Raw genomic sequence first — 24,837 nt, 5'->3', positions numbered from 1 at the left:
TCCTCTCCTGCTGGCCTCGCGATTGAAGCACGGCTAGGGTGTTCCGTCGTGCAGCCCATTCTCCTCGCCTTCCTGCTCGGCCTGTCCCAAGGCATGCTTCACGCCGTGGGGCCCGACCACTGCGCCGCCATGGCCACCCTCGGAACCCTGGGGGGAGGCCGGCGCCGCGCCGCCATCGCCACCGCCGTGCGTTTCGCCTTGGGCCACGCGGCCATGCTCGGCGGCATCGCCGCGGTCTGCATCCTGGCGGGCGTGGGCCTGTCGGAGACCTTCGAGCGCTGGGCCGAAATCTTCGGCGGCGCGGTGCTGGTGGCGCTCGCGGTGGCCGCGCTCATCTTCCCCAGCAGCCTGGGCCATGGCCACCCTCACCTGCCCGGCCACACGCAGGAGCCGCACCAGCACGTCCACACGGTGAGCACCACCGCGGGCGCGCTGATGGCCGTCAGCGGCGTGCGCTCCCTGTTGCTCGCCCTGCCGCCGCTGCTGGTGGGCGGCAGCATGAGCGCGGCCGCGTGGATGTACCTGCCCGGCTTCGCGCTGGGCATCCTCATCGGCATGGGCGTGGTGGGCCTGATTTTCGCGGAGGGCATCGCCCGCCTGAACGCGCAAATCACCCTGTGGGTGCAGCGCACGGTGGCCGTGGGCTCCGCCGCGCTGGGCCTGTTCTGGATGGGCTCGCGGCTGATGGGCGAATAGCCCCGGACGCAGGTGGCCCCGCCGCCAAGGTAGCGGGGCGCAGCGCCTACGAGCGCTTGTCCAGGATGCCCAGCGACATCATCGACACCAGGAAGCCGTAGACGACGTGCTCGGGGCGGTTGGCGAAGGCCAGCAGCTCCGCCACGGTGCGGTTGCCGTCCACCTTGGGCAGCAGCTCCGCCTCCCACCGCTCCAGCTCCACTTCGTTGAGCTGGTACGCCGGGGCCACGGCGGGGATGAGCCGGTCCTCCGGCTGGAGCAGGCGGCGCAGGCGCTCCGGCTTGTAGAGCTTCTTGATGCCCCGGACGATGAGGTTGGCGGGGTGGACGTCCAGCTTGATGGACTCCGCGCTCGCCTTCTCCTTGAAGCTCAGCAGGTAGGAGCCCTCTTCCCACGCGAAGAGCGAGTAGATGACGGCCTTCACCTGCTGGCCCACGTAGTACAGGCGCTCGGTGTCCTTGAGCAGGCCGCGCTCCACCAGCACGTCACCGGTGCGGCGGTTGCTCTGCGCGGCCACCGCGGAGGCGTCCTGGAGCTGCTCGGGTTTGATCTTCCCCACGCGCACCAGGAACTGGCCGAAGCGGTCCGCGAGCAGGTTGGAGAGGGCGAACACCGGCGTGCCCTTCTCGAAGTAGAGGACCTTCTTCACCTTGCCCTTCTGCACGCCCAGCTCGCCCGTCTCGCGGGAGAGATAGAAGGCGGTGAGCAGCGAGGGGAGGTTGTCCTTGAGTTCGCCGCGGCGGCTGCCGGGCGCGCCCGCGGGAGGCGGGTCCGGGGGACGGCCCGGCGTGGGCGGCCGCACGTGCGTGGCCGGCACCTTCTGCATGGGGCTGGCCGTGAGGTTGGCGCCGCGAATCTCCGCCGTGATGTTGCCGCCGCCCGTCACCTTGATGCGGCCGGTCAGCTCCATGGCGTCCTGCGGGCCTTCCTCCTCCACGTCGATGTCCAGCTCCACCTCGAAGGCGTCCTGGAGCGACGCGGCCGCTGCCAGGGGCTTCTCCGGCGGCAGCACCTTCGTCATGGCCTCCAGCAGCTTCTGCGCCTCGAAGGGCTTCTCGAAGTAGCCCGCGGCCTGGTACTTGGTGCGCGACTCGACGGCGTGCTTGCCCCCCTTGAAGACACCCGTGATGAAGAGGAGCGGGAGCTGGGGGTTGTCCTTCCGCAGCGCGTCCGCCAGGTGGTAACCCATCATGTCGGGCAGCAGGATGTCGAGCACGGCCGCCGCGGGGGCGTTCGCCTTCGCCACTTCCAACGCTTGCTTGCCGCGGTTCGCGCCAATGACCTCGTAGCCCGCCTCCTCGAAGAGCTGCGTGAGGAGGGACAACAGCTCCTGATTGTCATCGACGACGAGGATTCGGGGTGCCATCGCGGGGCGTACCGTACCAGATGCCACGGGAAGGGTCAGACAATCTGCCCCCGGGTGCTCCTGGCTCCGCCGTGGATGCATCCGCCCTTCCAGGCGGTTAGGGTGATGGCCCCGATGTTCCCCTCCCGCTCCGTCCTCCGTTCCCGTCTGCAGTGCCTGGTGGCCTGCCTTCCTCTTCTGTTGCCCGCCGCGGCCCTGGCCCAATCGGATGGAGGGCTCGACGCCGGCCTCCCCGACGCCTCCGTGGGTGAGGGCGGCGCCGACCGGGACAACCCCGAAGGGGACGACAGTACAGGCAGGGTGAATACCTCTTGTCGCAGCACCCGGGATTGTTCCCCCCGCTTCTCCTGCGACAACGGACTGTGCCAGTACACTGGCGTGCGCAAGGTGGACCAGCAAGGCTGCGTGCTCGGCGCCGAGGCGGCGCTCGTCATCGTGGGCCTGGCCGCCGTGGGTGGGTACAAGCGCAGGCGTTAGGAGCACTCGCATGAGGCTGGGGCTCAAGGCGGACAATCTGCTGGAGCGCGTGGCGGGCTGGCTCAACCTGGCCCCGCAGCCGGTGGCCCATGCCTTCTTCGGGATGATGGCGTCGCGCACGCTGATGGCGGGCGTGCGGCTGGGCGTCTACGAAGCGCTGACGGACGGCCCCGTGTCGGCGGAGACGCTGGCGGCGCGGCTGAAGCTGTCCCAGGAAGGCACGCGCACGCTGCTGGAGGCGCTGGTCGCCTGCGAGGCGGTGGAGCGCCAGCGCGGCGGACGCTACCGGCTGGCCCCGCGCGCCAGACGCTGGCTGGACCCCCGCTCTCCGAACTACGTGGGCGCCTTCCTCGAGTTCAACTACGCGCAGTGGGACTGGTGGAACAAGCTGGAGGGCACCGTCCGCACCGGCGAGGCGGTGGACATCCACGGCTTCGCGCCGGACGACGCGCGCTGGCGCGACTACATCCACGCCATGCACCAGCTCGCTCGGCTGGCGGCGCCCGAAGTCGCGGGGGCCATCCCCCTGCCCCGCGGGGCGAAGCATGTGTTGGACCTGGGCGGGGCGCATGGCTGGTTCGCCGCCGAGCTGTGTCTGCGCAACAAGGGCTTGAAGGCCACGGTGCTGGACCTGGAGGGCAGCGCCCGCGTGGGCCGTGAAATCATCGCCTCGGCGGGGCTGACCCACCTGGTCACCCACCGAGAGGGCGACATCCTCACCGCGGAGCTGGGCGGCCCGTACGACGGGGTGATGCTCTTCCAGGTGATGCACCACCTGTCGCCCGCGCAGAACGTGGCCCTGCTGCGCCGGGTGCGCGGCTCGCTGGCCCCCAAGGGGACGCTGGCGGTGCTGGAGTACCTGCGCGAGGACCGGGACGCCCCGGCCAGCGCGGCGCCACTGATTGGCCTGCACTACTTCCTCACCTCGGGCGCGGCCGCCTACACCCCCGCCGAGGTCGAGGGCTTCCTCGACGACGCGGGCTTCCGCATCGAGCACAGCCGCCCCATCCGGCACCTCCCCCTGCAGACGCTCCTGGTGGCCCGGCTGGACTGAACGTCGTCCACCCGGCCGCTGACCTGCCGTGCCTGCCATGACGTGGTGTGTCCACGCGGGGCGGCTCTGCGCTACCCTGCCCGCCTTTCGATGGCCTCCGTCACTTCGCTGCCCATGCTTCCCGAAACCCCACTGCCCGAGGATTCCCCGGACGTTCCGCTCGCCGTCGACCTGGACGGGACGCTGGTGCGCACGGACACGCTGCACGAGAACCTGCTCGTCCTCTTCAAGCACGCGCCGTGGCTGCTGCTGCTGGCGCCGCTGTGGGTGCTCAAGGGCAAGGCCTTCTTCAAGGCGGAGGTGGCCCGGCGCGCGTCCCTGGACGCGGCGAGCCTGCCCTACCACGAGGAGCTCCTGGCCTGGCTCCACGAGGAGAAGGCCCGGGGCCGCCGCCTCGTCCTCGCTACCGCCGCGGACCGGCGCATCGCCGACGCGGTGGCCGCGCACCTGGGAATCTTCTCCGACGTCGTCGCCAGCGAGGCGACGGTGAACCTGTCCGGCGCGCGCAAGCTGGCGAAGCTGAAGGAGCTGCTGGGCACCTTCGACTACGCGGGCAACGACACGGTGGACCTGCCCTTGTGGCGCGAGTGCCGCCGCATCGTCGTGGTCCACGCGCCCGCTGGCGTGCTGAAGCAGGCCCAGGGCCTGGGCCGCGACGTCCACCGCGTCTTCGAGCGCCCGGCCACCAGCCTCCGCGTCTGGGTGAAGGCGCTGCGCGTCCACCAGTGGGCGAAGAACGCGCTCGTCTTCGTGCCGCTCTTCGCGGCGCACAAGGCCACCGACACCGCCATGATGGTCCAGGCGGTGCTGGGCTTCGCGGCCTTCAGCCTGTGCGCCTCCAGCGTGTACGTGCTGAATGACTTGCTGGACCTGGACTCGGACCGGCGACACCCGACGAAGAAGAAGCGGCCCTTCGCGGCCTGCACGCTGCCGGTGAGCACCGGCGTGGTGCTGGCGCCCGTGCTGCTGCTGGCGGGCGCGGCGGTGTGCCTGCTGCTGCCGCCCGCCTTCGCCGCCCTGCTGACCGCCTACTACGTGCTGACGCTCGCCTACTCGCTGCGGCTCAAGCAGGTGGTGATGCTGGACGTGCTGGTGCTGGCCGGGCTGTACACGGTGCGCATTTTCGGCGGCGCGTTGGCGGTGAACGTGCCCACGTCGAGCTGGCTGATGATGTTCAGCATGTTCATCTTCCTCTCGCTCGCGCTGGTGAAGCGGCTGAGCGAGGTGCGGCGGCTGCGGCTCTCCAACGAGACGTCCGCCCACGGGCGCGGCTACCTGGCGCAGGACTACGAGCAGCTCGCCAGCCTGGGTGCGGCCTCCGGACAGGTGTCCGTGCTGGTGCTGGCGCTCTACATCACCTCCGACGAGGTGACGGCGCTGTACTCACATCCGGAGCGGCTGTGGCTCATCTGCCCGGTGATGCTGTACTGGGTCGGCCGGGTGTGGCTGCTGGCCCACCGCGGGCTGGTGAACGAGGATCCGCTCGTCTTCGCCCTGAGGGACCGGGTGAGCTACGCAGTGGGCCTCGTGTGCGCGTTGGTGCTATGGGCCGCCACGTGAGAGGTCTGGCGCGATGAAGGCATGGGAGTCCTGGGGGCGCTATCCCCAAGTCGAACAGCAGGCGCACACGCTGGTGTGGCGCACGGACGGATTGCCGTCGAAGGACGGCAGCGTGCTGCCCCACGGGCTGGGGCGCAGCTACGGGGATTCGTGCCTGAACGCCGGGGGCACGCTGCTGCTCACCTCCGGGCTGGACCGCTTCATCGCCTTCGACCCGGCCACCGGCGTGGTGCGCTGCGAAGCGGGCGTGTCGCTGGACACGATTCTGCGGCTGGCGGCCCCGCGCGGCTGGTTCCTGCCGGTGACGCCGGGCACCAAGTTCGTGACGGTGGGCGGCGCCATCGCCAACGACGTCCACGGGAAGAACCACCACCGCGGCGGCACCTTCGGCCGCTTCGTGCGGCGCTTCGAGCTGCTGCGCTCGGACGGCAGCCGCCGCGTGTGCGCGCCGGATGAGAACCCGGACTGGTACGGCGCCACCATTGGCGGCCTGGGCCTCACCGGGCTCGTCACCTGGGCGGAGGTGCAGCTCAAGCCCATCAGCAACCCGTACGTGCTCCAGGAGACGGTGCCCTTCGGGAACCTGGACGGGTTCCTCGAGGTGGCCCGCGCGTCCGAGAAGGACTACGAGTTCACCATGGCCTGGGTGGACTGCCTGGCCCGGGGCAAGAAGCTGGGGCGCGGCCTGCTGTACCGGGGCAACTTCGCGCCGCCGCAGTTCGACGGGCTGCCGCTGGCCAAGAGCCACCTGTCCCATGGCGTGGGGCTGGCGGTGCCCATGGACATGCCGGCCTTCTGCCTCAACCGGCTGTCGGTGTCCGCCTTCAACTGGCTCTACTACCACCGGCAGAACGGCAAGCCGAAGCAGCGGCTCACGCACTACGACCCGTTCTTCTATCCGCTGGACGCCATCTACGCGTGGAACCGCATCTATGGCCGGCGCGGCTTCCTCCAGTTCCAGTGCGTGGTGCCCTATTCGACGGCGCGCGACGCGCTGAAGGAAATCCTGGAGCGCAGCTCGCGCGGCGGCCTGCCCAGCTTCCTCTCCGTGCTCAAGACTTTCGGTGACATCCCCTCTCCGGGCTGGCTGTCCTTCCCGCGCGAGGGCGTGACACTGGCCATGGACTTCGCCAACCGCGGCGAGAAGACGTGGAAGCTGGTGGAGGACCTGGACCGGCTGACGCGACAGGCGGGCGGCGCGGTGTACCCAGCGAAGGACGCGCGGATGAGTCCGGAGAACTTCGCGGCGTACTTCCCGCAGCGCGAGCGCTTCATGCCGTACGTGGACCCGTCGTTCTCCTCGTCGTTCTGGCGGCGGGTGAACCCGGTGTCCCTGCCCTTCTCCCTGGCCGCGGAGCGAGGTGCGTCGGCGGCGCCCCCGCCGCAGTCCCTGCTTGCCATCCGCTGACCTTCTTTCCGAGATTCGCTCCCCATGAAGAAAGTGCTCGTCCTCGGCGCCACCAGCGCCATTGCCCAGGCGACGGTGCGGCTCTTGGCCGCGCGCGGCGCCTCGCTGTACCTGACTGGCCGCAACGCGGCGAACCTCGAGGCGGTGACGAAGGACGCCGCCACGAGGGGCTCGGCGAAGGTGGAGTCGCAGGTGGTGGACCTGAACGACTTCAACAGCCACGAGGGCCTCGTGGAGGCCGCGTACACGGCGCTGGGCGGGCTGGACGGCGTGGTGCTGGCGCACGGCGTGCTGGGAGACCAGGCGGAGGCGCAGCGCTCCTGGGAGGCCACGGAGGCGGTGCTGCGCACCAACTTCCTGAGCGCGGTGTCGCTGCTGACGGTGCTGGCCAACCGCTTCGAGGCGCAGAAGGCTGGCACGCTGGTGGTGATTTCGTCGGTGGCGGGTGACCGCGGCCGGCAGAGCAACTACGTGTACGGCGCGTCGAAGGGCGCGCTCAACGTGTTCCTCCAGGGCCTGCGCAACCGCCTGGCGAAGTCCAACGTGGCGGTGGTGACGGTGAAGCCGGGCTTCGTCGACACGCCGATGACGGCGCACCTGCCGAAGAACAAGCTCTTCGCCTCACCGGAGAAGGTGGCGCGCGGCCTGCTGAGCGCCGCGGACGCTCGGAAGAACGAGGTCTACGTCCCCGGCATCTGGGCGATCATCATGCTCATCATCCGGACCATTCCGGAGACGGTGTTCAAGCGCATGAAGCTCTGAGCGCGCGCCTCGGCGCAGCCAGCACCGGGGGTGGTGGCGGGTGCCCCAGGCCCGCTACGCGGACTTCAGGTCGTCCAGCTCCGGGTAGTGGCGGAAGATGCCCTGCTCGTTGAAGGGCTGGGCGCGCGGTGAGCGCGCATACGCGGCGATGCGCGGGCGCTCCGAGATGCGCTGGCGCAGCGCCATCACGCCCGGCACCTGGGGGGCGATGCGGCGCATGGCATTGGGGAAGGCATACCGCAGGCCATTCACCAACTGGTAGAGCGCCAGCTCCGGGTAGCTGAAGTCCTTGCCCAGCAGGAACGTGCCGCCGCCGTGTGGGTTGGCCTTGAGGACGCTCTCGAAGTAGCCCAGGTACTTGGGGATGCGGGTGGCGCGGAAGTCCTCCGCGCGCTGCTTCGCCGCGTCCTTCTGGTCCTCGAAGTACTTCATCACGGCGACGGGGTGGTGCGTGTCATGGGCTTCCGCCACCACGTCCGCGACGGTGAGCTGGAATTGGCGGGCATGCAGGCGCGAGGCTTCATCCTGGGGCACGAGGCCGAAGCGCTCTCCCAGGTACGAGCAGATGTTGGACGCCTGGGAGATGACGACGTCGCCCACCTTGAGCACGGGGGGCGCGTACGCGGGCACGGGCCCCTTGCCCAGCAGTTGCATCACGGCCTTGGCGCCGCCGCCCTTCCCTTCGGGCAGCAGGCCCACGTCCACCCAGTCCGCGCCCGCCTCTTCCAACACCAACCGCACGAACTCGCCCCGGCCGGGGATGCCGGGCCAGTAGAACAGTTCGAACTTCGCGTCGCCCATGGTCGTGACCTCGGTGGAGAGAACCGGCGCGCATCCTGCGCTTACGCCGCCTCCAGGCTGGAAGCGGGCGGCATGAAGGGTTCAGTCCCCCACGGTCCGAAGTAGGCTTGCCCGGCACGTGACAGTCGAAACGGGAGCCGGCATGCGTTGGGTGAGGTCCAAGCTGTTCGGGCCATTGGCGGTTTTCGGGTCGTTCGGGGTGGCGCTGTTCGCCCTCACCGCGTTCCTGGCGCGGTCGGCCTATGACTTCGACTCGCACGCGGTGGACGTATCCGGTGTCATCATCGGCCACCTGCCACAGCAGTGCAGCAAGACGGACGACAAGAAACGGTCCACCTCCTACACCTGCTACCAGTACCTGGTCCGGTACGAAGCCGACGGTGTCTCGCATGAGGCGCCGGTGGAGATGGACCGGACGAGCGTCCAGGACCGGCAGGGAGAGGCCGTGGAACTGCGAATGGACCCCCGCACGCGGAAGGTGCACTTCGCCGGGCTGGGACCATGGGCTGGCCCCATCATCACCTCCATCTTCGGACTGCTGTGCTTCGGCGCCGCGGCGCTGGCGCACGCGCTCTTCAAGAACGTCTGACCGCGAACCTGGAGCGCGGCTGGAGCCGGACCCGTGGGTGGGGCCGAGCCACGCTGGCGGGCCCGCCCTACCGTCCGGACTTCACGTCGAGCACGGGCACGTCGCGGCCCTCACCAAAGCCCAGGGCCCAGAAGCGCGGGCGCTGGGGCTCACGCGCGAGCAGCCACAGCAGGTGGTACTTCGCCTCGTCCTGGCCATCCAGCGCGAGCGCGAAGGTGCCGTAGTGCATGGCCACCGACGTGGAGGAGCGCAGCACCTTGTGCGCCTGGAGGGCCTCCACCGGCCCCATGTGCACCGGCCTGAACGCCGTGGGCCGGTACGCGCCAATGGGCAGCACCGACAGCCGCATGGGCCCGAAGCGCTCGGCCATCATCGCGAAGTGGGGACCAAAGCCCGTGTCCCCCGCGAAGAGCACGGGGCCGCCGGACGTGGAGACGACGTAGCCCGCCCAGAGCGTCGCCGAGACATCCGTGAGCCCTCGGTTGGAGCGGTGCTGCGCGGGGACCGCCGTCACCGTCTGGCCGGGCGCCACCTCCGTGGACTGCCACCAGTCCAGTTCCACCACGCGCTGGAAGCCCTCGCCCTCCAGCAGGGCCTTGTTGCCCAACCCCACGATGAAGCGCGGGTGGTGCGCCTCCTCCAGCCGCCGCAGCGTCGGCATGTCCATGTGGTCGTAGTGGTTGTGGCTCACCACCACCACGTCGATGGGCGGCAGGTCCTCGAAGCGAATGCCCGGGGGCCGCACGCGCTTGGGGCCGACAAAGGGCACCGGGCTGGGACGGTCCGAATAGATGGGGTCCGTCAGCACGTTGAGCCCGTCCGCCTGGATGAGCACGGTGGCGTGGTTGATGAACGTCACTCGGAGCTTTCCTGGCCCCACGCGCTCCGGCGGCGGATTGCCTGGAGGCGTCTCCTCGTAGTCCCGCCACGGGCCGCGATACCCCTTGCTCAGCGCCTTGTAGACCTCGTCCGCGCTCAGGCGTTTGACGGGCTCCAGGTTCTCGAAGCGCTCACCATCGAAGTGGTCCGTCACCGGCCCTTGATGGCGGGGCCCCGCGAAGAGACAGCCTCCGAGCCACGGCGCCGCCATCAACAACACCAGCGACAAAAGCTTCGACACGGGCCGAGAAGGTCGGTCCAGGGACATGGGTGTGGCGCTCCATCCAGACAGGACGGTGAAGACGCCCGCTCGGCCCGGGCCCGGAGTCCTTGTCTCGGCGTGAGAGTGGACCGGGTTTGCGCCCGCCCGGCAACCGGGAACGCACTTCGGGCCCTCACTCTGCACGGCGGGTGTCACACCCCGGTGACGGGCGGCGCAAACGCCCGCGCGCTCACGTCACGATGCCGTGCAGGATGCGCTCGAACGCCCAAGGCGTCTTGCCCAGCAGCCGCACCACGGGGCGGCGGAGCCAGGGACGACGCGCCAGCATGAGCAGCGCGCCCGTGGACCAGGAGTACTTGCGGAAGACGCGCTGGAAGCAGTCCTCGTATGGCGCCAGGGACTCGCGCGTAGCGCCTCGGGCGAGCGCATCCGGGAGCAGGTTGCCCAACGCCTCCGCGCACACGAAGGCCAGCGACATGCCTTCGCCCGTGATGGCGTCCACGTAGCCCGCCGCGTCGCCCACCAGCGCGAAGCGGTCCGCGATTCGCGCCCGTGACACACGCGCCAGCGGCCCCGCGCCGCGTGGCTGGGAGTCCGGCGCCGCGCCCGACAAACGCGCCTCCAACACAGGGAAGCGGGACAGCAGCGACTCGAAGCTCACTCGCCCGTCCACCCGGCCGTCTTCCCACAGAAAGGCCAGCCCCACGCGCTTCACGCCCGTGGGCGTCACGTACGCCTCCACACCCGGCGCGAAGTAGATCTCCACATAGGGCGTCCACGGCGCGAGCTGGAAGTGCCGACGCAGCCCGAAGCGGCGCGGCCCCACGGGCTCCACATCCAGCCCTTCGGCGTGGCGCAGCGGCGAAGCCAGACCGTCCGCCGCCACCAACATCGCGGCCTCCACGGGGCCTTCGGCCGTGTGCAGCACCACGCCGTCACCGCTGCGCTGGTGCGACAACACCTGCGTGCGCTCACGGAGCTCCGCGCCCACCGCGCGCGCCCGCGACACCAGCGCCGAGGCCAACGCCACACGCCGCACGCCCAGCGCGCCACCGCCAGGAAAGAGGCCCTCCGCCGTGCTGCCGTCCTCCTGGACGTAGCGGACCCCCTTGAAGGGAAAGCTCCCTTCGTCATCCAGGAGTGGCCGCACGCCCAGCCGCTCCAGGACGGCCAGCCCCGCGGGCAGCAAGCCTTCGCCGCAGGCCTTGTCCACGGGCGCGCTGGCGCGCTCCAGCACCACGGTGTTCAACCCACGCAGCGTGGTGGTGATGGCCACCGAGAGCCCAGCGGGTCCGCCCCCGACCACGGCAACGTCGTACCGCTTCACGGCGTGGACCCCTCCCCGGCGCTCAATGCCTTTCAACCCCATAACACTCGACGCCGCCCCCCAGGAAGGTCTGGGTATTCCGGCACCTGGGTCGCGCAAGCCATTGCGCGCGCGGGGAACGCCTCACGAATCACTCTCCGCGCGCACCATCGCTAGCGCGCTCTTGGCCATCTCCACGGCGAGCCCCACCGGGCCCACGCGCTTGGGCGGCGCCAGCTCTTCCGCGAGGAACCGCCGCAGGGCCTCGGCGCGGCGCAGCTTGCCGCTCGAGGTCCGCGGCAACGTCCCTGGCTCCAACAGACGCACCGTGTGCGGACGCACGCCCGTGGCCTCCACCACCACGGTGCGGATGCGCTCCTCGACGCCGGCGTCCGCCTCCGACCCCGCGCGCTCGGCGAGGATGAGCAGCGCCTCGTCCCCGCCCCCCTCCGGGGTGAAGCCCAACGCCACCGCGCAACCCGTGCGCACGCCGTCCACGCCTTGGAGGGGGTCCTCGAAGGCCTGTGGCGCGTGGTTGGCGCCGCGGATGATGACCACGTCCTTCGCGCGGCCGGTGAGGTACAGCTCGCCGTCCGCGAGGAAGCCCAGGTCTCCCGTGTCCAACCAGCCCTCCGGCGTCAGCACCCGGTGGGTGGCCTGCGCGTCCGCGAAATAGCCAGACATCAGCGAAGGCCCCCGCGCGAAGACCCGGCCCACCTGACGCTCCAGGAGCACCTCGCCGGTCTCGCCGCGCACCTCCACCTCGAAGCCCGCCACGGGCTGGCCCACGCTCACCAGCTCACGCGAGCCCGCCTCGACCCGCCCCTCGCGCGCGAGCAGGCCCGCGTCCACGCCCAGCACGCGGGGACCTCGGCCCTCCGGCGGGAAGGTGACGGCGAGCGACGCCTCGGACAGGCCATACACCGGACGAAGTGCCCGCGCGGAGAAGCCCCACCGCTCGAAGCGCTGGGCGAAGCGGTGCAGCGTGTCCGAGGACACGGGCTCCGCGCCGTTGAGCGCGTGCTTCCAGGCGGACAGGTCCACGCCGCCCAGGTCCTCGTCCTTCACCCGCTTCAAGCACAGCCCATAGGCGAAGTTGGGCGCGGGCGAGATGTAGGCCTGGTGCCGGGACAACGCGCGCAGCCACAGCGCGGGCCTCGCGAGGAAGACCTCGGGGGGAATCAGCACCAGGTGCCCCGGGTAGTACATGGCCGACAGCAGACAGCCGATGAGCCCCATGTCGTGGTACAGCGGCAGCCAGCTCACGCCCACGCGCGGCACGCCGTCCCCCAGGGGCATGGCCAGCTCCAGCGCCGACACCTGCGCGAGCAGCGCCTCGTGCGTGAGCGCCACCGGCTTCGGGTCCACCGTGGAGCCAGACGAAAACTGAATGAGCCCCAGGGCATCGGGCCGCACGGCGACCTCCCGCGTGTCCTCGCCCCGAGAGACGGCTTCCACCGTGTGACAGCCCAGCCGGGGACGCGCCTTCTCCACGCTCGGGCCCAGGAGCAGCCGCACCTTGGCGTCCGTCAGCACCATCACCGCGCCGGTGACCTGGAGCATCCGTGAGGTGGACCGGTGATACTCCTCCAGCCGCCCCAGCCGCACCGGCGGGTACAGCGGCACCGGCACCGCGCCCGCGAGCAGCGTGCCGAAGAAGGCATCCATGAAGGCGGGCGACGTGGGCAGCAGCAAGGCCACCCGGTCCCCTTCGCTCACGCCCAATCTCCCCAGCCCCGCGGCGGTGCGCTTCGCGCGGGCGTACACCTCCGACCAGGGCATCGTCACTTCACGCTCGGCCGCGTCCACGAAGGTGAGCCCCAGCGGCGAGGAGCGCGCGGTCGCCGCGAGCGCCGCGTTCACCGTCGGGTGTCTCGACGCGGGCAACGCGGGGCCTTTCACGTGCCGACCTCGGTCACCGCGTCCGGGGGCGCCGCGACTCGCCGGGCCACCAGCTTCGCCAGGTCTCCCACCGTGCGCACGCCTTGCGCGTCCTCTTCGGACAGGCGGATGCGGAAGCGGTTCTCCAGCCCCACCGCGAGCACCGTGAGCCCCAGGCTGTCCAACTGGAGGTCGCGCACCAAATCCTGCGCGGGCTCCACGGTGCCCTTCCACTCCAGCTCATCGGCGACGATGCGGTGAATCTCGGTAATGACCTCCAATTCGCGCTCAACCACGTGGCACCTCCGGAATGAAGCGGGGACGGTGAGAGAACTCCCGCGCGTACACCTCACCCAACGCCGCTTCCTCCGCGCGGATTCGTACGTAGAGCAGCGCCGCATTGCCCACCGTGAAGACCACCGCCGTCCACCAGGCTCCGTGGATGAGCGGCACACACGCCAGCTCCAACACCACCGCGACGTAGTTGGGGTGGCGCAGGAAGCGATAGGGACCGCCCGTCACCGGCGCCAGCTTCGGCACCACGATGATGCGCGAGTTCCACCGGTTCCCCAGGGTGATGATGGCCCAGTACCGCAGCCCCTGCGCCAACACCGCGCCGCAGAGCGCCACCCAACCCCAGACGCCCGGAAACGCGCGCTGGAGCAGGAACACCTCCGCTACGCACGCGCCCAGGAAGAGCGTGTGGAACACCACCATGAAGCGGTAGTGCTTCTGCCCCGTCTCCACGCCGCCTTGCGCGAAGGCCAGCGCGGCGTTGCGCTTGGAGAGCGCCAACTCCAACACGCGCTCGGCGACGAGCACGCCCATGAAGGCCAGGAACACGGCCTGCGTGAAGGTCACCATCGCAGCAGCACCATCTCCGCGCCGAAGCCCGGACCCATGGCCATCATCACACCCCAGTCCCCGGGCCGCGCGTCGACCTGCTCCAGCGTCTCGCCCAGCACGAAGAGCACCGACGCGGAGGAGAGGTTGCCCACCTCGCGCAGCGACGCCCACGAGCGCTCCAGCGACGCGGCCGGCAGCTCCAGCGCCTCCTCGAAGGCCTCCAGCACCTTGGGCCCGCCGGTGTGCGCCACCCAGTGCCGGATGTCCCCGCGCGTGAGCCCATGCTGCGCGAGGAAGCCATCCACGTTGCCCCGGATGTGGTCCTTCACCAACCCGGGCACCTTGGCGGACAGCACCACCTTGAAGCCGGAGTCCACCACGTCCCACCCCATGATGCGCTCGGTGTCCGGGTAGAACACCGCGCGCGACGCCACCACGCGAGGCCCCTTCGCGCCGGGCACCTCCGCGCCTCGGAGCACCGCGCAGGCGGCGCCGTCACCAAAGAGGCCGGAGGCGATGATGTTGGGGATGGACAGGTCCTCGCGCTGCAACGTCAGCGAGCACAGCTCCACGGCGATGAGCAGCGCCGTGTGCGTGGGGAAGCCCCGCAGGTAATCCGCCGCGCGCGCCACCCCCGCCGCGCCCGCCACGCAGCCGAGCCCGAAGAGCGGCGTGCGCTTGATGTCCTCGCGGAAGCGCACCCGGTTGGCCAGCCGCGCGTCGATGCTGGGCGTGGCGATGCCCGTCACGGTGACGAAGAAGACGTGGTCCACGTCCGAGGGCGTGAGCCCCGCCGCGTCCAACGACTGGCGCACCACCGTCTCACTCAGCGCCGTGGCCGAGCGAATCCAGGCGTCGTTGCGCTGCTGGAACGTCACCAGCGGCGGATAGTCCTCCAACGGCAGCGCCAGGTGTCGGCCGCCAACCTGCACCGCGCGGTGGAGGTCCTCCAAGCGCTCCAGGTTGAAGTGGCGTGTCGCCCACAGCTCGCGAAACGCGGCGATGAGCTGCTCCTGACTGGCGTAGTGCGGCGGAAGCGCACGTCCCACCGTACGAATGAACGGCGAGCGGTCCTGGCCTGTGGCACTGTGCATGGCATTCCCGGGGCATTCGCGTCGGTCCAGAGTTGACGCTTAATCGGAGACAGCGTCCAACGCGATCTGGGATGTGCCTGCTGGAGTGTTGCCCGCACACCGCGCGCACGGGAGTGTCACGCGGATGACGCACACGGGCGGCCCCCCTGTCGAGGAAAGCCGCCCGCGCCCCTGCACAAGGGTTGAACGAACCTTCCTCAGCGCCGGAGGAACACGCCCACGAGCAGCAGGAGGACCGCCCAGGTCAACCCGCCCGGCGCCGACGAACAGCCGCCCTCGTCACGCGGCGGCGCAGGTTCGCTCGGACCTCCCGCGTCGGTTCCGGCGTCCACGCCACCGTCCGGGTCGCTCCCGGTGCCCGCGTCCACGCCACCGTCAGGGTCGGTGCCGGTGCCACCATCCGCCCCACCGTCCGGGTCGCCCCCGGTGCCACCATCGGGGCCGGGAGGTGGCACGTCGAGGCAGGGCGCCCCGGAGTCCTCCCCCGAAACGCACAGCCGCCCGTACCGGCCGACGCCCTCGAGCCGCCCGTCCACCACGGCGACGATGACGTGGCTGGCGTCCGACGCCGCCACCTGCGCGGACAGCGTGCCGGTTCCCTCCGCGCGGGCCACGCGCAGCATCTGCGTCGGCGTCACCGCGGCCACCAGCAGATGCAGGGCGGGGGAAGCCTCCCCCTCGGCGGGCGTGAAGGACGCCGTGACGAAAGGCGTGCCCCCCTCCACCTCGAAGTAGCGCGTCGACGCGACGGCCACCCGGACGGACGGCTCCGACACCGGCAGGGTGCGCGGAGCGACCGTCAGTCGCGCGTAGCCCTCGCCGCGCGCATAGCCCGCGTCCAGCGCCCGGCGCGGCCCGGTGGCCATGTTCCACAGGGCGAACTCGGCGAAGGCGGTGTTGAAGTCCGCGCCCCAGTCACGCCGCAGCACCGTCTCCACCAGCACCGGCCAGCGGACCGACGGCGTCACCACGCTCTCTTCCCACAGCGCGCGCACCACCTCGTCCCCGAAGCGCTCGCCCAGGAACTGGAAGTAGATGCTCGTGCCGTAGCTGAAGGACACCGCCGGCCCCTCCGGGTCCAGCACCAGGGTGCGGTCCGGACGCGACAGGTACGCGGCGGTGAAGCGCTCCAGGTCATCCAGCGCGGGCCGGTAGCGCTCGCTGGCCCAGACCGCGGTGCCCTCGGACGCCACGCTGCCCAGCCCGGGGTGATAGGCGGCCTGCACCGCGTGGAAGAACTCGTGGCTGGCGAGGATGTCCACCGCCTCGCCATAGGAGGGGTAGTTGTACCCCGCGAAGTCGTTCTCCTGGAGCATGTGCCCGGTGCAGCGCGACGTCTCCTCCAGGCAGCCGTCCAGCCGGAACGCGCCGTCCGCGACGCCGCCGAAGTCCACCAGGTACACGTCGAAGCGGTCATCACCGCCGTTGTCGCCCGCCACCCAGCCGTCATCCGGCGGCAGGCGGAAGCCCAGGCTTTCGTAGAAGTCCGCGACGCGGTCATACGCGGCCGCGACGGTGTCCACCGCGTCCGGCACGCCATTGCCATCCGCGTCCGCCGGCGGCACCGCGTTGGACCCGGCACGGGAGAAGTGGATTCGGAAGCGCCCCCCAGGGGACGCGACCGACTCCACGGCCTCACCCTCGTCGAAGCGCGGTGGCATCGACGAGGGCGAGGTGGGGCGCACTCCCGCTTGCAGTCCCGCTTCCCACGTCACGAACGCATCGTGCCGCTCGTGCGGTTCACGCGGAGCCTGCTGGACAGGTCCACACCCGAAAGGGAGGAGCAGGAGCAGCGCCCGGAGCCTCATGGCAGGAAGGCCCACTTCACGCGGAGCTGCGCCGCGCCGCTCGGAACACCCGACGGCAGGCTGTCGTTCGCGTTGCAGTGCTGCTGCACCGGCAGGTCGTAGTACGACGTCACCTCGAACTTCACGTGACGCCCGTCCGCCAGGCGGATGACGTAGACGTCGCCCGACATCTTGATGCAGCCCGTGTAGCTCCAGAAGCCGCTGAGCGCCATCGTCGGACCGGACAGGCCGGAGTTGTCCGGGATGAACTCACACGTCTCGGTGTACCAGGCGTCCTTCTGGAAGCTCAGGCCCTCGGCCACGGACGTCACGTCCTCGAAGCGGGTGCCCTCGGGCAGCCGCGCCACGGTGACGCAGGACGGGCCGGACGTGCCGCTGTTCACCCGGATGTAGTAACGGCGGAAGGCGATGTCCCAGTCATGCGCGCCCAGCGCGCTCTGGTCATCGATGCTGACGCGGGACAGACCGGTCTGCGTGAAGCGAGCGTAGGTGTAGGACTGGTTCACGTTCAGGCCACCCGCCCGGGCGTCGACGTACGAATGGAACTCGCCCGCCGGCGCCTCCTCCTCGTACATCTCCGTCGTCGACGGCGTCGTGAGCAGGTTCAGCCGGTCGATGCTCTGCTCGCTGCACGGCACCGCGTTGGTGCACGCGGGCTCCGGGTCCGTCCCCGCGTCCGGCTCAGGCTCCGTGCCCGCGTCCGGCTCAGGCTCCGTCCCCGCGTCCGGCTCGGGCTCCGTGCCAGCGTCCGGCTCCGGGTCGGTTCCAGAGTCCGGGACCGGATCCGTGCCCGAGTCAGCCGGCGGAGTCCCCGAATCCGTCTGGCCCGCGTCAGGCACCGGGGTGGGGTCCTCTTCGGACGAACCACAGTTCACCAGCAGGACCAGCGCCATGGCCACGGCGGCCAGCACCCAAAGTCCCTGCTTCCCGGCGTCCCTCTGCATCACTTGTTCGGCGTGACTCTTCATCAGCAGCTCTCCCTCGGAGGATGCGGAGCCGGTGGCCACCCACGGCCAGGGCAGGACGCGCACGGCGTTGTGCCCTTCCGGCTTCCACGCCGCGCACCCTAGTTGATAACGATTCTCATATTCAATACTTTGACCTTTGGAATCGTCATTCGAAGGACGCCCCATGCCGGAAATGCCCGCACTCCTCGCAAACACGTTGGTGCCGTGGTTCGCGAAGCCCACGCGCGTCACCACCATCGAGTCGCTGGCCCCTCGACTTCGTCGCGTGCGCTTCGTGGGCGACGCACTCAAGGGCGCGCACTTCGAGCCCGGCCATGAGGTGGAGTTTCGCGTCGGCCCCACCGCGTTCCGGCACTACACGCCCACGCATGTGGACGTGGCGACCGGCGCCCTGGAGGTCGTCTTCTTCCTGCATGGCCAGGGGCCTGGCAGCGCGTGGGCGGAGGCGCTCCAACCCGGCGCCCTGGTGGACATCCTGGGCCCTGGTGGACGCTTCGTGCTCAACCGCGAGGCCCAGCACCATGTGCTCCTGGGTGACGAGACCTGCCTGGGGCTGTTCGTCGCGCTGCTGCGGGCGTTGCCCCCATCCGCGAACGTGAGCGGCGCCGTCGAGGTGTCACCCGGCGCCGAGGACTGGCCCGGGCTGGTGGGCCTTCCGTTGACCGCCGTCCCGCGCACGGGTCCCACGCCGCGCGGCATGGCGCTGCTGACCTGGCTGGAGTCGAGCGGCCTCGAGGGCAGCACCGGCACCACGGCGTACCTGTCGGGCCATGCGGGCTCCATCGTCATGCTGCGCAAGGAGCTGCTCGAGCGACGGGGCTTCGCGAAGCGAGACGTGCGCAGCAAGGCCTACTGGGCCGACGGCAAGCGCGGCCTCTGAGGCGTCGTCAGCGCAGCCGCCGGCACGCGGAGGACTTCACCGCCAGGAACACGCGCGCACCGGGCACCACGCCCAGCTCCCGCACCGACGCGGACGTGAGCCACACCACCCAGCGCACGCCGTCCACCTCCACCGTGGCCGCGGCCTCACCCACGGGCAGCGGCTCCACCTTCACCACCGTGCCCGCCATGACGTTCCGGGCGGAGATGCCCGTCAGCGCGTGGATGGACAGCAGGATGTCAGAGGCGGGCACCGCGTAGGCCGCGCGCAGGCCCGTGGCCAGCTCCGGCGCGTCCGGCACCCACAGCGAGAGGCCCCCCGTCAGCGTCAGCCGCAGGCCGCCGCCTTCGGGCCGGTCCAGGACCCCTTCGAGGATGTTCTCCTCGCCTTCCTCGCCGGCCCCGAGCAGCCCTCGCGCCGCCGTGCCCAGCACCTCGGCCGCGGGCCCCGCCGCGCGAATCTGGCCCTGCTCCAGCAGCAGCGCCTCCTGGGCCAGCACGCGCGCCTCGCCCAGTTGGTGCGTCACGTACAGCATCGGCACGCGGGCCTCGTCGCGCACGCGCAGCAGGTACGGCAGCACCCGCTCCTTCAGCGCCACATCCAGCGCCGCGAGCGGCTCGTCCAGCAGCAACAGCGCCGGGTCCGTGGCCAGCGCGCGCGCCAGGGCCACGCGCTGCTTCTCGCCGCCGGACAGCGTGGCGGGATAGCGGTGCAGCAGCGGCGACAGCTCCAGAATCTCCACGGCTTCATCCACGCGAGATGCACGTCCCGGCCGCACCCCGAAGCGCACGTTCTGCGCCGCCGTGAGGTGCGGGAAGAGCAGCGCGTCCTGCGGCACGTAGCCCATGCGGCGTTGCTCGGGGGGCACGTCGCGCCGGGCCGCGCTGTCCAACAACACGCGTCCCTTCACCTCCACCCGGCCGCGCGCGCCGCGCCGCAGGCCCGCGAGCACCTCCAACAGCGACGTCTTGCCGGAGCCCGAGCGGCCCATCACCGCCACGGAGGTGCCCTCCAGCCGCGTCTTCACCTCCAACGTGAAGCGCGCCAGCGGCAGCCGGAGGTCCAGGTCCAGGCTCACGCGCGCACCCGCCGCCCGCGCCGCCGCGTCACGGCCTCGGTCGCGAACACCGCCACGAACGCGAGCAACGCGGCCACGCCCGCCAACTGCAACGCCTCCGCGTCCCGCCCCAACTGCGTGCGCTGGAAGATGGCCAGCGACAACGTCTGCGTGCGGCCCGGGATGTTGCCCGCCACCAGCACCGTGGCGCCGAACTCACCGAGCGCGCGCGAGAATGCCAGCAGCGCGCCCACCAGCACCCCGCGCCACGCCAGCGGCAGCGTCACGCGGAAGAAGGCCCGCATGCGTGAATCGCCCAGCGTGCGCGCCACCGCGACCAGCCGGGGGTCCACCTCCTCGAAGCCGGAGCGGGCGGAGCGCACCAGCAACGGGAACGCCATCACCGCGCTCGCCAGCACCACCGCCCTGGGCGTGAAGACGACCTCCACGTCCCACGCATCCAACACACGCCCCACGGGGCCATGGCGGCCGAGTAACTCCAACAGCACCAGGCCCACCGCCGTGGGCGGCAGCACCAACGGCAGGGTGAGCACCGTCTCCACCACGCCCTTGCCTGGACCGTCCCACCGCGCCAGGGCGTACGCCGCCGCCACACCGAACGGAAGGATGAGCAGCGTGGCCAGCACCGCCACCCACACCGTGAACAGCACCAGCTCGGTGACGCCCTCCATCAAGGAGCCCGCGTCCCCGGCGCCACGGCGGGAGTACCGAAGCCATGCCGCGCGAAGACCTTCCGGGCCGCGTCGGACTGAAGGAAGCGCACGAAGGCGCGGCCCGCCTCCGTCGCGTCACCGCGCGTCAGCACGGCGGCGGGATACGCGATGCGCGGCACGTCTTGCTCGGGCACCTGGAAGGCCACGCGCACGCGCTTCGAATGCGCCGCGTCCGTGGAATACACCACGCCCGCGTCCACGCGCCCCGTCTCCACCGCCGCCAGCGCCGCGCGCACGTCCAACGCCGGGATGACCTTCGGCGCCAGCTCCTTCCAGAGCCCCACCTTCACCAGCCAGGCCTTCGCGTACACGCCCGCGGGCACCGCCTCCGGGTCCGCCAGCGACAGCCGCTTGAGCCCTCGCAACGCGGAGGGTGTGGACAGCTTCGTCTTCGCATCCGCCGGCACCACCACCACCAGCCGGTTGGACAACAGGTCCACGCGGGTCGCTGGCGCGATGAGCCCCGCCTTCTCCACCGCATCCATCTGCGCTTCGTCCGCGGAGAGGAAGACATCCGCCGGGGCCCCCGCGATGACCTGACGCGCCAGGTCACTGGAGGCCCCCAGCGAGAATTCCACCGTGTGCCCCGTGGCCTTCGTGAAGGCCGGAGCCAACTCCTGGAGCGCGTCGGTGGTGCTCACGGCCGCGAACACCAGCGCCTTGTCGGCCCGAGCGAGCGAGCCCGCCAACAACGTGACGACGGCACAGAGCAGGGTCAGATGACGCATGGCGTAGCTCCTCGCATATCCCGACAATCCGCGCCGCATTGTCGTCAGGTCTGCGGACGTCCAGACAACAGATTGACCCGCTCTGGCGGGGCCGCTATGGGATACTCCGTGTCACGGAAATTCCACAAAGAGGATGATGACGTCTCCGAGGACCTGGAGAAGCTCCAAGGCCTGCTCCTCGCGTTGGGCCGGCGCCGTTCGCTCCGTGACCCCATCGCCAGCATGTGCGAGCAGCTCCAGTTCACGCCACCCCAGGTCCACGCCATCCTGTGGCTCGGCCGGGACGGCGCGCTCACCATGGGCGACCTCGCGCGCAGACTGGGCGTCACCGAGAAGACGGTGACGGGTGTGGTGGACCGGCTCGAACGCCAGGGACACCTCGCTCGCGAGCGCAGCGCGACCGACCGGCGCGTCGTCCACTGCCGCCTCACGGAGGATGGGCAGGCGACCTGGCAGCGGCTCGAGCGCCTCGTCTCCTCCGGCATGCGCCAGTTCCTGGGCATCCTGGACACGGGAGACCGCAAGGCCCTCTTCTCCATCCTGGAGAAGCTGCTGAAGCGCATCGACGCCCCGCCGACGCCGGCCACGCCGCGCGAACGTTCAGCCTGACGGCGAGCCGAGCGCTCCGAAGCCTCTCCCGCCGACGAGCAAGCTGACGTGCCTCATGCCCGAGGGGGCAGGGACCCTCACGAGCACGGCGGTCGCAGCTTGCCGGAGGGGGACGGCGATGACGGGACGCGCACGCGGGCTGGCGGTGGGAGTACTCCTGGGCCTGGTGGCCTGCCGGAGGGACGCGGAGGAGACGCCGCCGGAGTCGGTGCCCTACACGGAGCAGGCACCCTCCTCCAGCGAGCCCTCCGGGCCCGCGCTGCCCCCGGGACGTGCATTGGCGCTCGCCTCCGTCGCACCGCTGGTGGCCTCCGTGAGTCCCGCGGTCGTCAACGTGGAGGTCCGGATTGGCGCGTCCGCGCGGGAGGAGGGCGAGGACACGCCATGGGGTGGCGGAGGGGCATCGCCTTTTGGTGACTCACCGCAAGACGACGGCACGCCGTGGGGTGGCGACGGGCCATCGCCCTTCGGTGGCGCTCCGCAAGATGAAGACGCACCGAGGGGTGGCGGCGGGCCGTCGCCCTTTCTTGGCGCACCGAGGGGTGGCGGAGGGGCATCACCCTTCCTTGGCGCACCGAGGAATGGCGGAGGGGCATCGCCCTTTCTTGGCGCACCGGGGGATGACTCGCCCTTCGGAGGCTCCCCCTTCGATGGGTCGCCTTTCGGGGGCTCGCCCTTTGATGACGCTCCGCCCTCCCCGTTCAAAGACTCCGTCCCCTTCGCCCCACCCGTGCGCGAGGGCATCGGCTCGGGGTTCATCATCGACGCCACGGGCCGGGTACTCACCAACCACCATCTGGTGGCGGACGCCGAGGAGATTCAGGTGCAGCTCGCCGACGGGCGCGACCTGGAGGCCCGCGTGTTGGGCTCGGACCCGCTCACGGACGTGGCGATACTCCAACTCGAATTGCCGAAGGGCGCGAAGGCGCTTCCCGTGGTGCGCATGGGGGACTCGGACGCGCTGCGCGTCGGGGACTGGGTGGTGGCCATTGGCAATCCGTTTGGCCTGGCCTCCAGCACCAGCCTGGGCATCCTCTCCGCGAAGGAACGGAACATCGAGGCGGGCCCCTTCGATGATTTCCTCCAGACGGATGCCGCCATCAACCCAGGGAACTCTGGCGGCCCGCTGTTCAACCTGCGCGGCGAGGTGGTGGGCATCAACACCGCCATCGCGGGTGAGGGCTCGAGCATTGGCTTCGCGGTGCCCAGCAACCTCGTCAAGTCACTGCTGCCGCAGTTGGAGAAGAAGGGCAGCGTCTCCCGAGGCTGGCTGGGGCTGCTGGTGCAGGACATGACGCCGGACCTGGGTGAAGCGTTGGGTGCGCCGGTGCGCGAAGGCGCGGTCGTCACGGACGTCACCCGGGAGACCGCGGCCGCCAGGGCAGGGCTCCAGCAGGATGACGTCATTGTCTCCGTGGATGGGCAGCCCGTCGACTCGGCGCGAGCGCTCACGCGGTGGGTCGCGATGAAGGCGCCGGGTTCGGAGCTCTCGTTGACGCTCTACCGGGACGCGAAGAAGCACGACGTGAAGGCGACCCTGGGCAAACGGCCTGACCTGGAGGGCGTCGCCGCGAACAAGCCCCCGGACGACGCGAAGCGCCCCGCGGAGCATCGCGTGGGGTTGAGCGTGATGGACATGGACCCACGGCTCGCGGAGTCGGAGGAGCTGCCCGAGACGGGCGCGCTGGTGACGGAGGTGGCGCCAGCCTCCATGGCGGAACACGCGGGGATGCTTCCCGGCATGGTGGTGGTGGAGGCCGCGAACCAACCCGTGCGCGGTGCGCAGGACGTGGTGCGCGCGCTGCGGAAGACGAAGCCGGGACAGAGGGTGCTGCTCCGCGTCGCGCTTCCCGGCGGAGGCCGCGAGCTGCGCGCGCTCACGGTGCCGGAGAAGTAGGCGCGCGCGCCAGCAACACACGCGGATGCACGAGCAGCGCGACGGCTTCTCGCACCGTCCAGTAGATGCGGTCCATCGTGTCGAGGTTGCGCTCGGTCTCCAGCGCCGGACTGGTGGCCACTTCATGGCCGTACAGCCGGAAGTAGTTGCGCGCGCGCATCAGGTGGTACGGGTCGGACACCACCACGACACGCCGCGCGCCCAGCTCGCGAAGCAGCACCGACGTGAGCCGCGCGTTGTCATCCGTGGAGTGACTGCCCTCCTCGAGCACACACGCCTCGGCGGGCACGCCCATCCGCGTGGCGAGCTGAAGCATGGCCCGCGCTTCGGATGGCGGATTCACGCCCACGCCGCCGGAGAAGACCAGCCGAGGTGCCACCCCACGGCGATACAGCGCCACCGCGTGCTCCGTGCGCGCCCGCAGCGCACCGGAAGGCACACCGCCCGGGAGCACACGCGCCCCCAGGACCACCAGCGCATCCGCGGGCGCCGCGCCCTCACGCTGCCCGAAGCGGTCCACCACCCAGGCGAGCCCGAAGACACCACACGTCAGCACCCCCGCCCCAATCAGCAGCGCTCGGGCGACACGTTCGGTTCGATGTCCAGGCGCGATGAGCGGCACGCGCCGCAGGGTAGCCCGAAGTAGCGCCCGAGCCACGGCGCAATCCGAAGCCCCCTGTTCTCCAGCAACGGAGCGTGACGCGCCGAGGACACCACGACATGGCGCATCGCGTGATTCGGCTGGCAGACACGCCCGCCTCGCGCGGGCTGGACGCGGCCCCTCGCGGTGCGCTCCAATCACCCGGGTGATGACACCGGAAGACGTGACGAAGGCCCTGTCGGACGTGGAGTTGGTCCCCTGCGCGGAGATGGCGCTGATGGATGCACGGCGCCTGGTGGACGCCTGCCTGGACGCGGACGTCCCCGCGCTCGTCCACCGCGAGGCGTGCGCCAAGCCCGGGTGCAGCCCGAAGTTCCAGGTGCTGGTGCGCCCCGAGGACGGCCCGCGCGTGGCCGCCCTGCTCCATCAGCGCTGGGCGGACAGCATGGAGCGCGAAGGACTGGCGCCCGTGGGCGGCGCCCCCATCACGGAGGACGGCGAGCTCCCCTGCCCCGCCTGTGGCACCGCCGCGCCGCTGGTGGAAGGCGCCTGTAGCGACTGCGGGCTTCAGCTCGATTGAAGACCCACCACCCCACCCCAGACGTGGCGCACG

The 24,837-nt window shown here is 70.7% G+C and carries 25 protein-coding genes; 11 read left to right on the top strand and 14 right to left on the bottom strand.

From position 1 onward, the window contains the following. Positions 1 to 48: 48 nt before the first annotated feature. Positions 49 to 696, top strand: coding sequence for a hypothetical protein (locus A176_RS01285; RefSeq protein ID WP_002633292.1), 648 nt, complete (start codon positions 49 to 51; stop codon positions 694 to 696). Between the two features lie 46 nt (positions 697 to 742). Here A176_RS01285 and A176_RS01280 read toward each other — a convergent pair whose 3' ends face one another. Beyond that, positions 743 to 2,062, bottom strand: coding sequence for a response regulator (locus A176_RS01280; RefSeq protein ID WP_002633293.1), 1,320 nt, complete (start codon positions 2,060 to 2,062; stop codon positions 743 to 745). Between the two features lie 75 nt (positions 2,063 to 2,137). On the opposite strand from A176_RS01280, the gene A176_RS01275 reads away from it, so the two are divergent. From A176_RS01275 to A176_RS01255, 5 genes are all read left to right on the top strand, one after another. Next, entirely contained in the window at positions 2,138 to 2,539 is a 402-nt protein-coding gene (locus tag A176_RS01275; RefSeq protein ID WP_338042807.1) for an MXAN_6627.5 family MYXO-CTERM protein, read from the top strand. Positions 2,540 to 2,549: 10 nt separating this feature from the next. Further along, a complete protein-coding gene (locus tag A176_RS01270) occupies positions 2,550 to 3,593 on the top strand; it encodes a class I SAM-dependent methyltransferase (RefSeq protein WP_002633295.1) in 1,044 nt (347 codons plus the stop codon). A 90-nt stretch (positions 3,594 to 3,683) separates the two neighbouring features. After that, a complete protein-coding gene (locus A176_RS01265; RefSeq protein WP_002633296.1) occupies positions 3,684 to 5,153 on the top strand; it encodes a UbiA family prenyltransferase in 1,470 nt (489 codons plus the stop codon). Between the two features lie 13 nt (positions 5,154 to 5,166). Then, on the top strand, positions 5,167 to 6,561 hold the full coding sequence (locus A176_RS01260; protein ID WP_002633297.1) for an FAD-binding oxidoreductase: 1,395 nt from the start codon (positions 5,167 to 5,169) through the stop codon (positions 6,559 to 6,561). 24 nt (positions 6,562 to 6,585) lie between these two features. Beyond that, positions 6,586 to 7,323 carry an SDR family oxidoreductase gene (locus tag A176_RS01255; RefSeq protein WP_002633298.1) on the top strand — a complete coding sequence of 246 codons (738 nt, stop codon included), beginning with the start codon at positions 6,586 to 6,588 and terminating at the stop codon, positions 7,321 to 7,323. Between the two features lie 54 nt (positions 7,324 to 7,377). Here the strand turns inward: A176_RS01255 and A176_RS01250 are convergent, their stop codons facing one another. After that, entirely contained in the window at positions 7,378 to 8,124 is a 747-nt protein-coding gene (locus A176_RS01250) for a glutathione S-transferase (RefSeq protein WP_002633299.1), read from the bottom strand. Between the two features lie 142 nt (positions 8,125 to 8,266). Between A176_RS01250 and A176_RS01245 the strand changes: the two genes are divergently transcribed. After that, the gene (locus A176_RS01245; protein ID WP_044890524.1) at positions 8,267 to 8,713 is read left to right on the top strand and encodes a DUF3592 domain-containing protein; all 447 of its coding nucleotides are present in this window, start codon (positions 8,267 to 8,269) and stop codon (positions 8,711 to 8,713) included. A gap of 67 nt (positions 8,714 to 8,780) precedes the next feature. Here the strand turns inward: A176_RS01245 and A176_RS01240 are convergent, their stop codons facing one another. The 8 genes from A176_RS01240 to A176_RS01205 all read right to left on the bottom strand — a co-directional run bounded on the left by A176_RS01240 (position 8,781) and on the right by A176_RS01205 (position 17,781). Continuing rightward, positions 8,781 to 9,860: an MBL fold metallo-hydrolase gene (locus A176_RS01240; RefSeq protein ID WP_002633301.1), complete on the bottom strand. Its 1,080-nt coding sequence runs from the start codon at positions 9,858 to 9,860 to the stop codon at positions 8,781 to 8,783. Positions 9,861 to 10,044: 184 nt separating this feature from the next. Then, positions 10,045 to 11,142, bottom strand: coding sequence for an NAD(P)/FAD-dependent oxidoreductase (locus A176_RS01235; protein WP_002633302.1), 1,098 nt, complete (start codon positions 11,140 to 11,142; stop codon positions 10,045 to 10,047). A gap of 123 nt (positions 11,143 to 11,265) precedes the next feature. Beyond that, the gene (locus A176_RS01230; protein WP_044890526.1) at positions 11,266 to 13,023 is read right to left on the bottom strand and encodes a fatty acyl-AMP ligase; all 1,758 of its coding nucleotides are present in this window, start codon (positions 13,021 to 13,023) and stop codon (positions 11,266 to 11,268) included. After that, positions 13,020 to 13,298 carry an acyl carrier protein gene (locus A176_RS01225; protein WP_002633304.1) on the bottom strand — a complete coding sequence of 93 codons (279 nt, stop codon included), beginning with the start codon at positions 13,296 to 13,298 and terminating at the stop codon, positions 13,020 to 13,022. The genes A176_RS01230 and A176_RS01225 overlap by 4 nt, the downstream gene beginning before the upstream one ends. Beyond that, a complete protein-coding gene (locus A176_RS01220; protein ID WP_021781430.1) occupies positions 13,291 to 13,866 on the bottom strand; it encodes an isoprenylcysteine carboxyl methyltransferase family protein in 576 nt (191 codons plus the stop codon). Before A176_RS01220 ends, A176_RS01225 begins: the two co-directional genes overlap by 8 nt. Then, entirely contained in the window at positions 13,860 to 14,942 is a 1,083-nt protein-coding gene (locus A176_RS01215; protein WP_044890527.1) for a type III polyketide synthase, read from the bottom strand. Before A176_RS01215 ends, A176_RS01220 begins: the two co-directional genes overlap by 7 nt. 197 nt (positions 14,943 to 15,139) lie before the next feature. Further along, a complete protein-coding gene (locus A176_RS01210) occupies positions 15,140 to 16,750 on the bottom strand; it encodes an MXAN_6640 family putative metalloprotease (protein ID WP_002633307.1) in 1,611 nt (536 codons plus the stop codon). Further along, the gene (locus A176_RS01205) at positions 16,747 to 17,781 is read right to left on the bottom strand and encodes an HmuY family protein (RefSeq protein ID WP_226994144.1); all 1,035 of its coding nucleotides are present in this window, start codon (positions 17,779 to 17,781) and stop codon (positions 16,747 to 16,749) included. Before A176_RS01205 ends, A176_RS01210 begins: the two co-directional genes overlap by 4 nt. 109 nt (positions 17,782 to 17,890) lie before the next feature. Between A176_RS01205 and A176_RS01200 the strand changes: the two genes are divergently transcribed. After that, positions 17,891 to 18,598: a siderophore-interacting protein gene (locus tag A176_RS01200; RefSeq protein WP_226994143.1), complete on the top strand. Its 708-nt coding sequence runs from the start codon at positions 17,891 to 17,893 to the stop codon at positions 18,596 to 18,598. Between the two features lie 7 nt (positions 18,599 to 18,605). Here the strand turns inward: A176_RS01200 and modC are convergent, their stop codons facing one another. The 3 genes from modC to modA are packed head-to-tail and all read right to left on the bottom strand — an operon-like array spanning position 18,606 to position 21,117. After that, a complete protein-coding gene (gene modC / locus A176_RS01195; protein WP_002633310.1) occupies positions 18,606 to 19,676 on the bottom strand; it encodes a molybdenum ABC transporter ATP-binding protein in 1,071 nt (356 codons plus the stop codon). After that, complete coding sequence (gene modB, locus A176_RS01190) at positions 19,673 to 20,347, bottom strand: molybdate ABC transporter permease subunit (RefSeq protein WP_002633311.1); 675 nt, start codon at positions 20,345 to 20,347, stop codon at positions 19,673 to 19,675. Before modB ends, modC begins: the two co-directional genes overlap by 4 nt. Further along, the gene (gene modA / locus A176_RS01185; RefSeq protein ID WP_002633312.1) at positions 20,347 to 21,117 is read right to left on the bottom strand and encodes a molybdate ABC transporter substrate-binding protein; all 771 of its coding nucleotides are present in this window, start codon (positions 21,115 to 21,117) and stop codon (positions 20,347 to 20,349) included. The genes modB and modA overlap by 1 nt, the downstream gene beginning before the upstream one ends. A 96-nt stretch (positions 21,118 to 21,213) precedes the next feature. Here modA and A176_RS01180 point away from each other — a divergent pair, with 96 nt between their 5' ends. Further along, the gene (locus A176_RS01180; RefSeq protein WP_002633313.1) at positions 21,214 to 21,726 is read left to right on the top strand and encodes a MarR family winged helix-turn-helix transcriptional regulator; all 513 of its coding nucleotides are present in this window, start codon (positions 21,214 to 21,216) and stop codon (positions 21,724 to 21,726) included. A 118-nt stretch (positions 21,727 to 21,844) separates the two neighbouring features. Next, a complete protein-coding gene (locus A176_RS01175; RefSeq protein WP_002633314.1) occupies positions 21,845 to 23,623 on the top strand; it encodes a trypsin-like peptidase domain-containing protein in 1,779 nt (592 codons plus the stop codon). Here the strand turns inward: A176_RS01175 and A176_RS01170 are convergent. Continuing rightward, positions 23,604 to 24,179, bottom strand: coding sequence for a YdcF family protein (locus A176_RS01170; RefSeq protein ID WP_002633315.1), 576 nt, complete (start codon positions 24,177 to 24,179; stop codon positions 23,604 to 23,606). The two genes, A176_RS01175 and A176_RS01170, sit on opposite strands and share 20 nt — an antisense overlap. A gap of 253 nt (positions 24,180 to 24,432) precedes the next feature. Here A176_RS01170 and A176_RS01165 point away from each other — a divergent pair, with 253 nt between their 5' ends. Next, positions 24,433 to 24,804, top strand: coding sequence for a hypothetical protein (locus A176_RS01165; RefSeq protein WP_044890530.1), 372 nt, complete (start codon positions 24,433 to 24,435; stop codon positions 24,802 to 24,804). Positions 24,805 to 24,837: the final 33 nt, after the last annotated feature.

It is taken from the genome of Myxococcus hansupus (assembly GCF_000280925.3).
Lineage (GTDB): Bacteria > Myxococcota > Myxococcia > Myxococcales > Myxococcaceae > Myxococcus > Myxococcus hansupus.
The sequence above is the reverse complement of the archived record's forward strand: the minus strand, read 5'-3'. Positions and strand labels throughout refer to the sequence as shown.

What these genes read in the sequence shown, in the direction of transcription:
- A176_RS01175 (WP_002633314.1), top strand. Translation starts at nt 21,845, where the DNA reads ATGACGGGACGCGCACGCGGGCTGGCGGTGGGAGTACTCCTGGGCCTG.
- A176_RS01260 (WP_002633297.1), top strand. Translation starts at nt 5,167, where the DNA reads ATGAAGGCATGGGAGTCCTGGGGGCGCTATCCCCAAGTCGAACAGCAG.
- A176_RS01250 (WP_002633299.1), bottom strand. Translation starts at nt 8,124, where the DNA reads ATGGGCGACGCGAAGTTCGAACTGTTCTACTGGCCCGGCATCCCCGGC.
- A176_RS01215 (WP_044890527.1), bottom strand. Translation starts at nt 14,942, where the DNA reads ATGCACAGTGCCACAGGCCAGGACCGCTCGCCGTTCATTCGTACGGTG.
- A176_RS01220 (WP_021781430.1), bottom strand. Translation starts at nt 13,866, where the DNA reads ATGGTGACCTTCACGCAGGCCGTGTTCCTGGCCTTCATGGGCGTGCTC.
- A176_RS01275 (WP_338042807.1), top strand. Translation starts at nt 2,138, where the DNA reads ATGCATCCGCCCTTCCAGGCGGTTAGGGTGATGGCCCCGATGTTCCCC.
- A176_RS01270 (WP_002633295.1), top strand. Translation starts at nt 2,550, where the DNA reads ATGAGGCTGGGGCTCAAGGCGGACAATCTGCTGGAGCGCGTGGCGGGC.
- modA (WP_002633312.1), bottom strand. Translation starts at nt 21,117, where the DNA reads ATGCGTCATCTGACCCTGCTCTGTGCCGTCGTCACGTTGTTGGCGGGC.
- A176_RS01255 (WP_002633298.1), top strand. Translation starts at nt 6,586, where the DNA reads ATGAAGAAAGTGCTCGTCCTCGGCGCCACCAGCGCCATTGCCCAGGCG.
- A176_RS01265 (WP_002633296.1), top strand. Translation starts at nt 3,684, where the DNA reads ATGGCCTCCGTCACTTCGCTGCCCATGCTTCCCGAAACCCCACTGCCC.
- A176_RS01240 (WP_002633301.1), bottom strand. Translation starts at nt 9,860, where the DNA reads ATGTCCCTGGACCGACCTTCTCGGCCCGTGTCGAAGCTTTTGTCGCTG.
- A176_RS01165 (WP_044890530.1), top strand. Translation starts at nt 24,433, where the DNA reads ATGACACCGGAAGACGTGACGAAGGCCCTGTCGGACGTGGAGTTGGTC.
- modB (WP_002633311.1), bottom strand. Translation starts at nt 20,347, where the DNA reads ATGGAGGGCGTCACCGAGCTGGTGCTGTTCACGGTGTGGGTGGCGGTG.
- A176_RS01180 (WP_002633313.1), top strand. Translation starts at nt 21,214, where the DNA reads ATGGGATACTCCGTGTCACGGAAATTCCACAAAGAGGATGATGACGTC.
- A176_RS01210 (WP_002633307.1), bottom strand. Translation starts at nt 16,750, where the DNA reads ATGAGGCTCCGGGCGCTGCTCCTGCTCCTCCCTTTCGGGTGTGGACCT.
- A176_RS01280 (WP_002633293.1), bottom strand. Translation starts at nt 2,062, where the DNA reads ATGGCACCCCGAATCCTCGTCGTCGATGACAATCAGGAGCTGTTGTCC.
- A176_RS01245 (WP_044890524.1), top strand. Translation starts at nt 8,267, where the DNA reads ATGCGTTGGGTGAGGTCCAAGCTGTTCGGGCCATTGGCGGTTTTCGGG.
- A176_RS01200 (WP_226994143.1), top strand. Translation starts at nt 17,891, where the DNA reads ATGCCCGCACTCCTCGCAAACACGTTGGTGCCGTGGTTCGCGAAGCCC.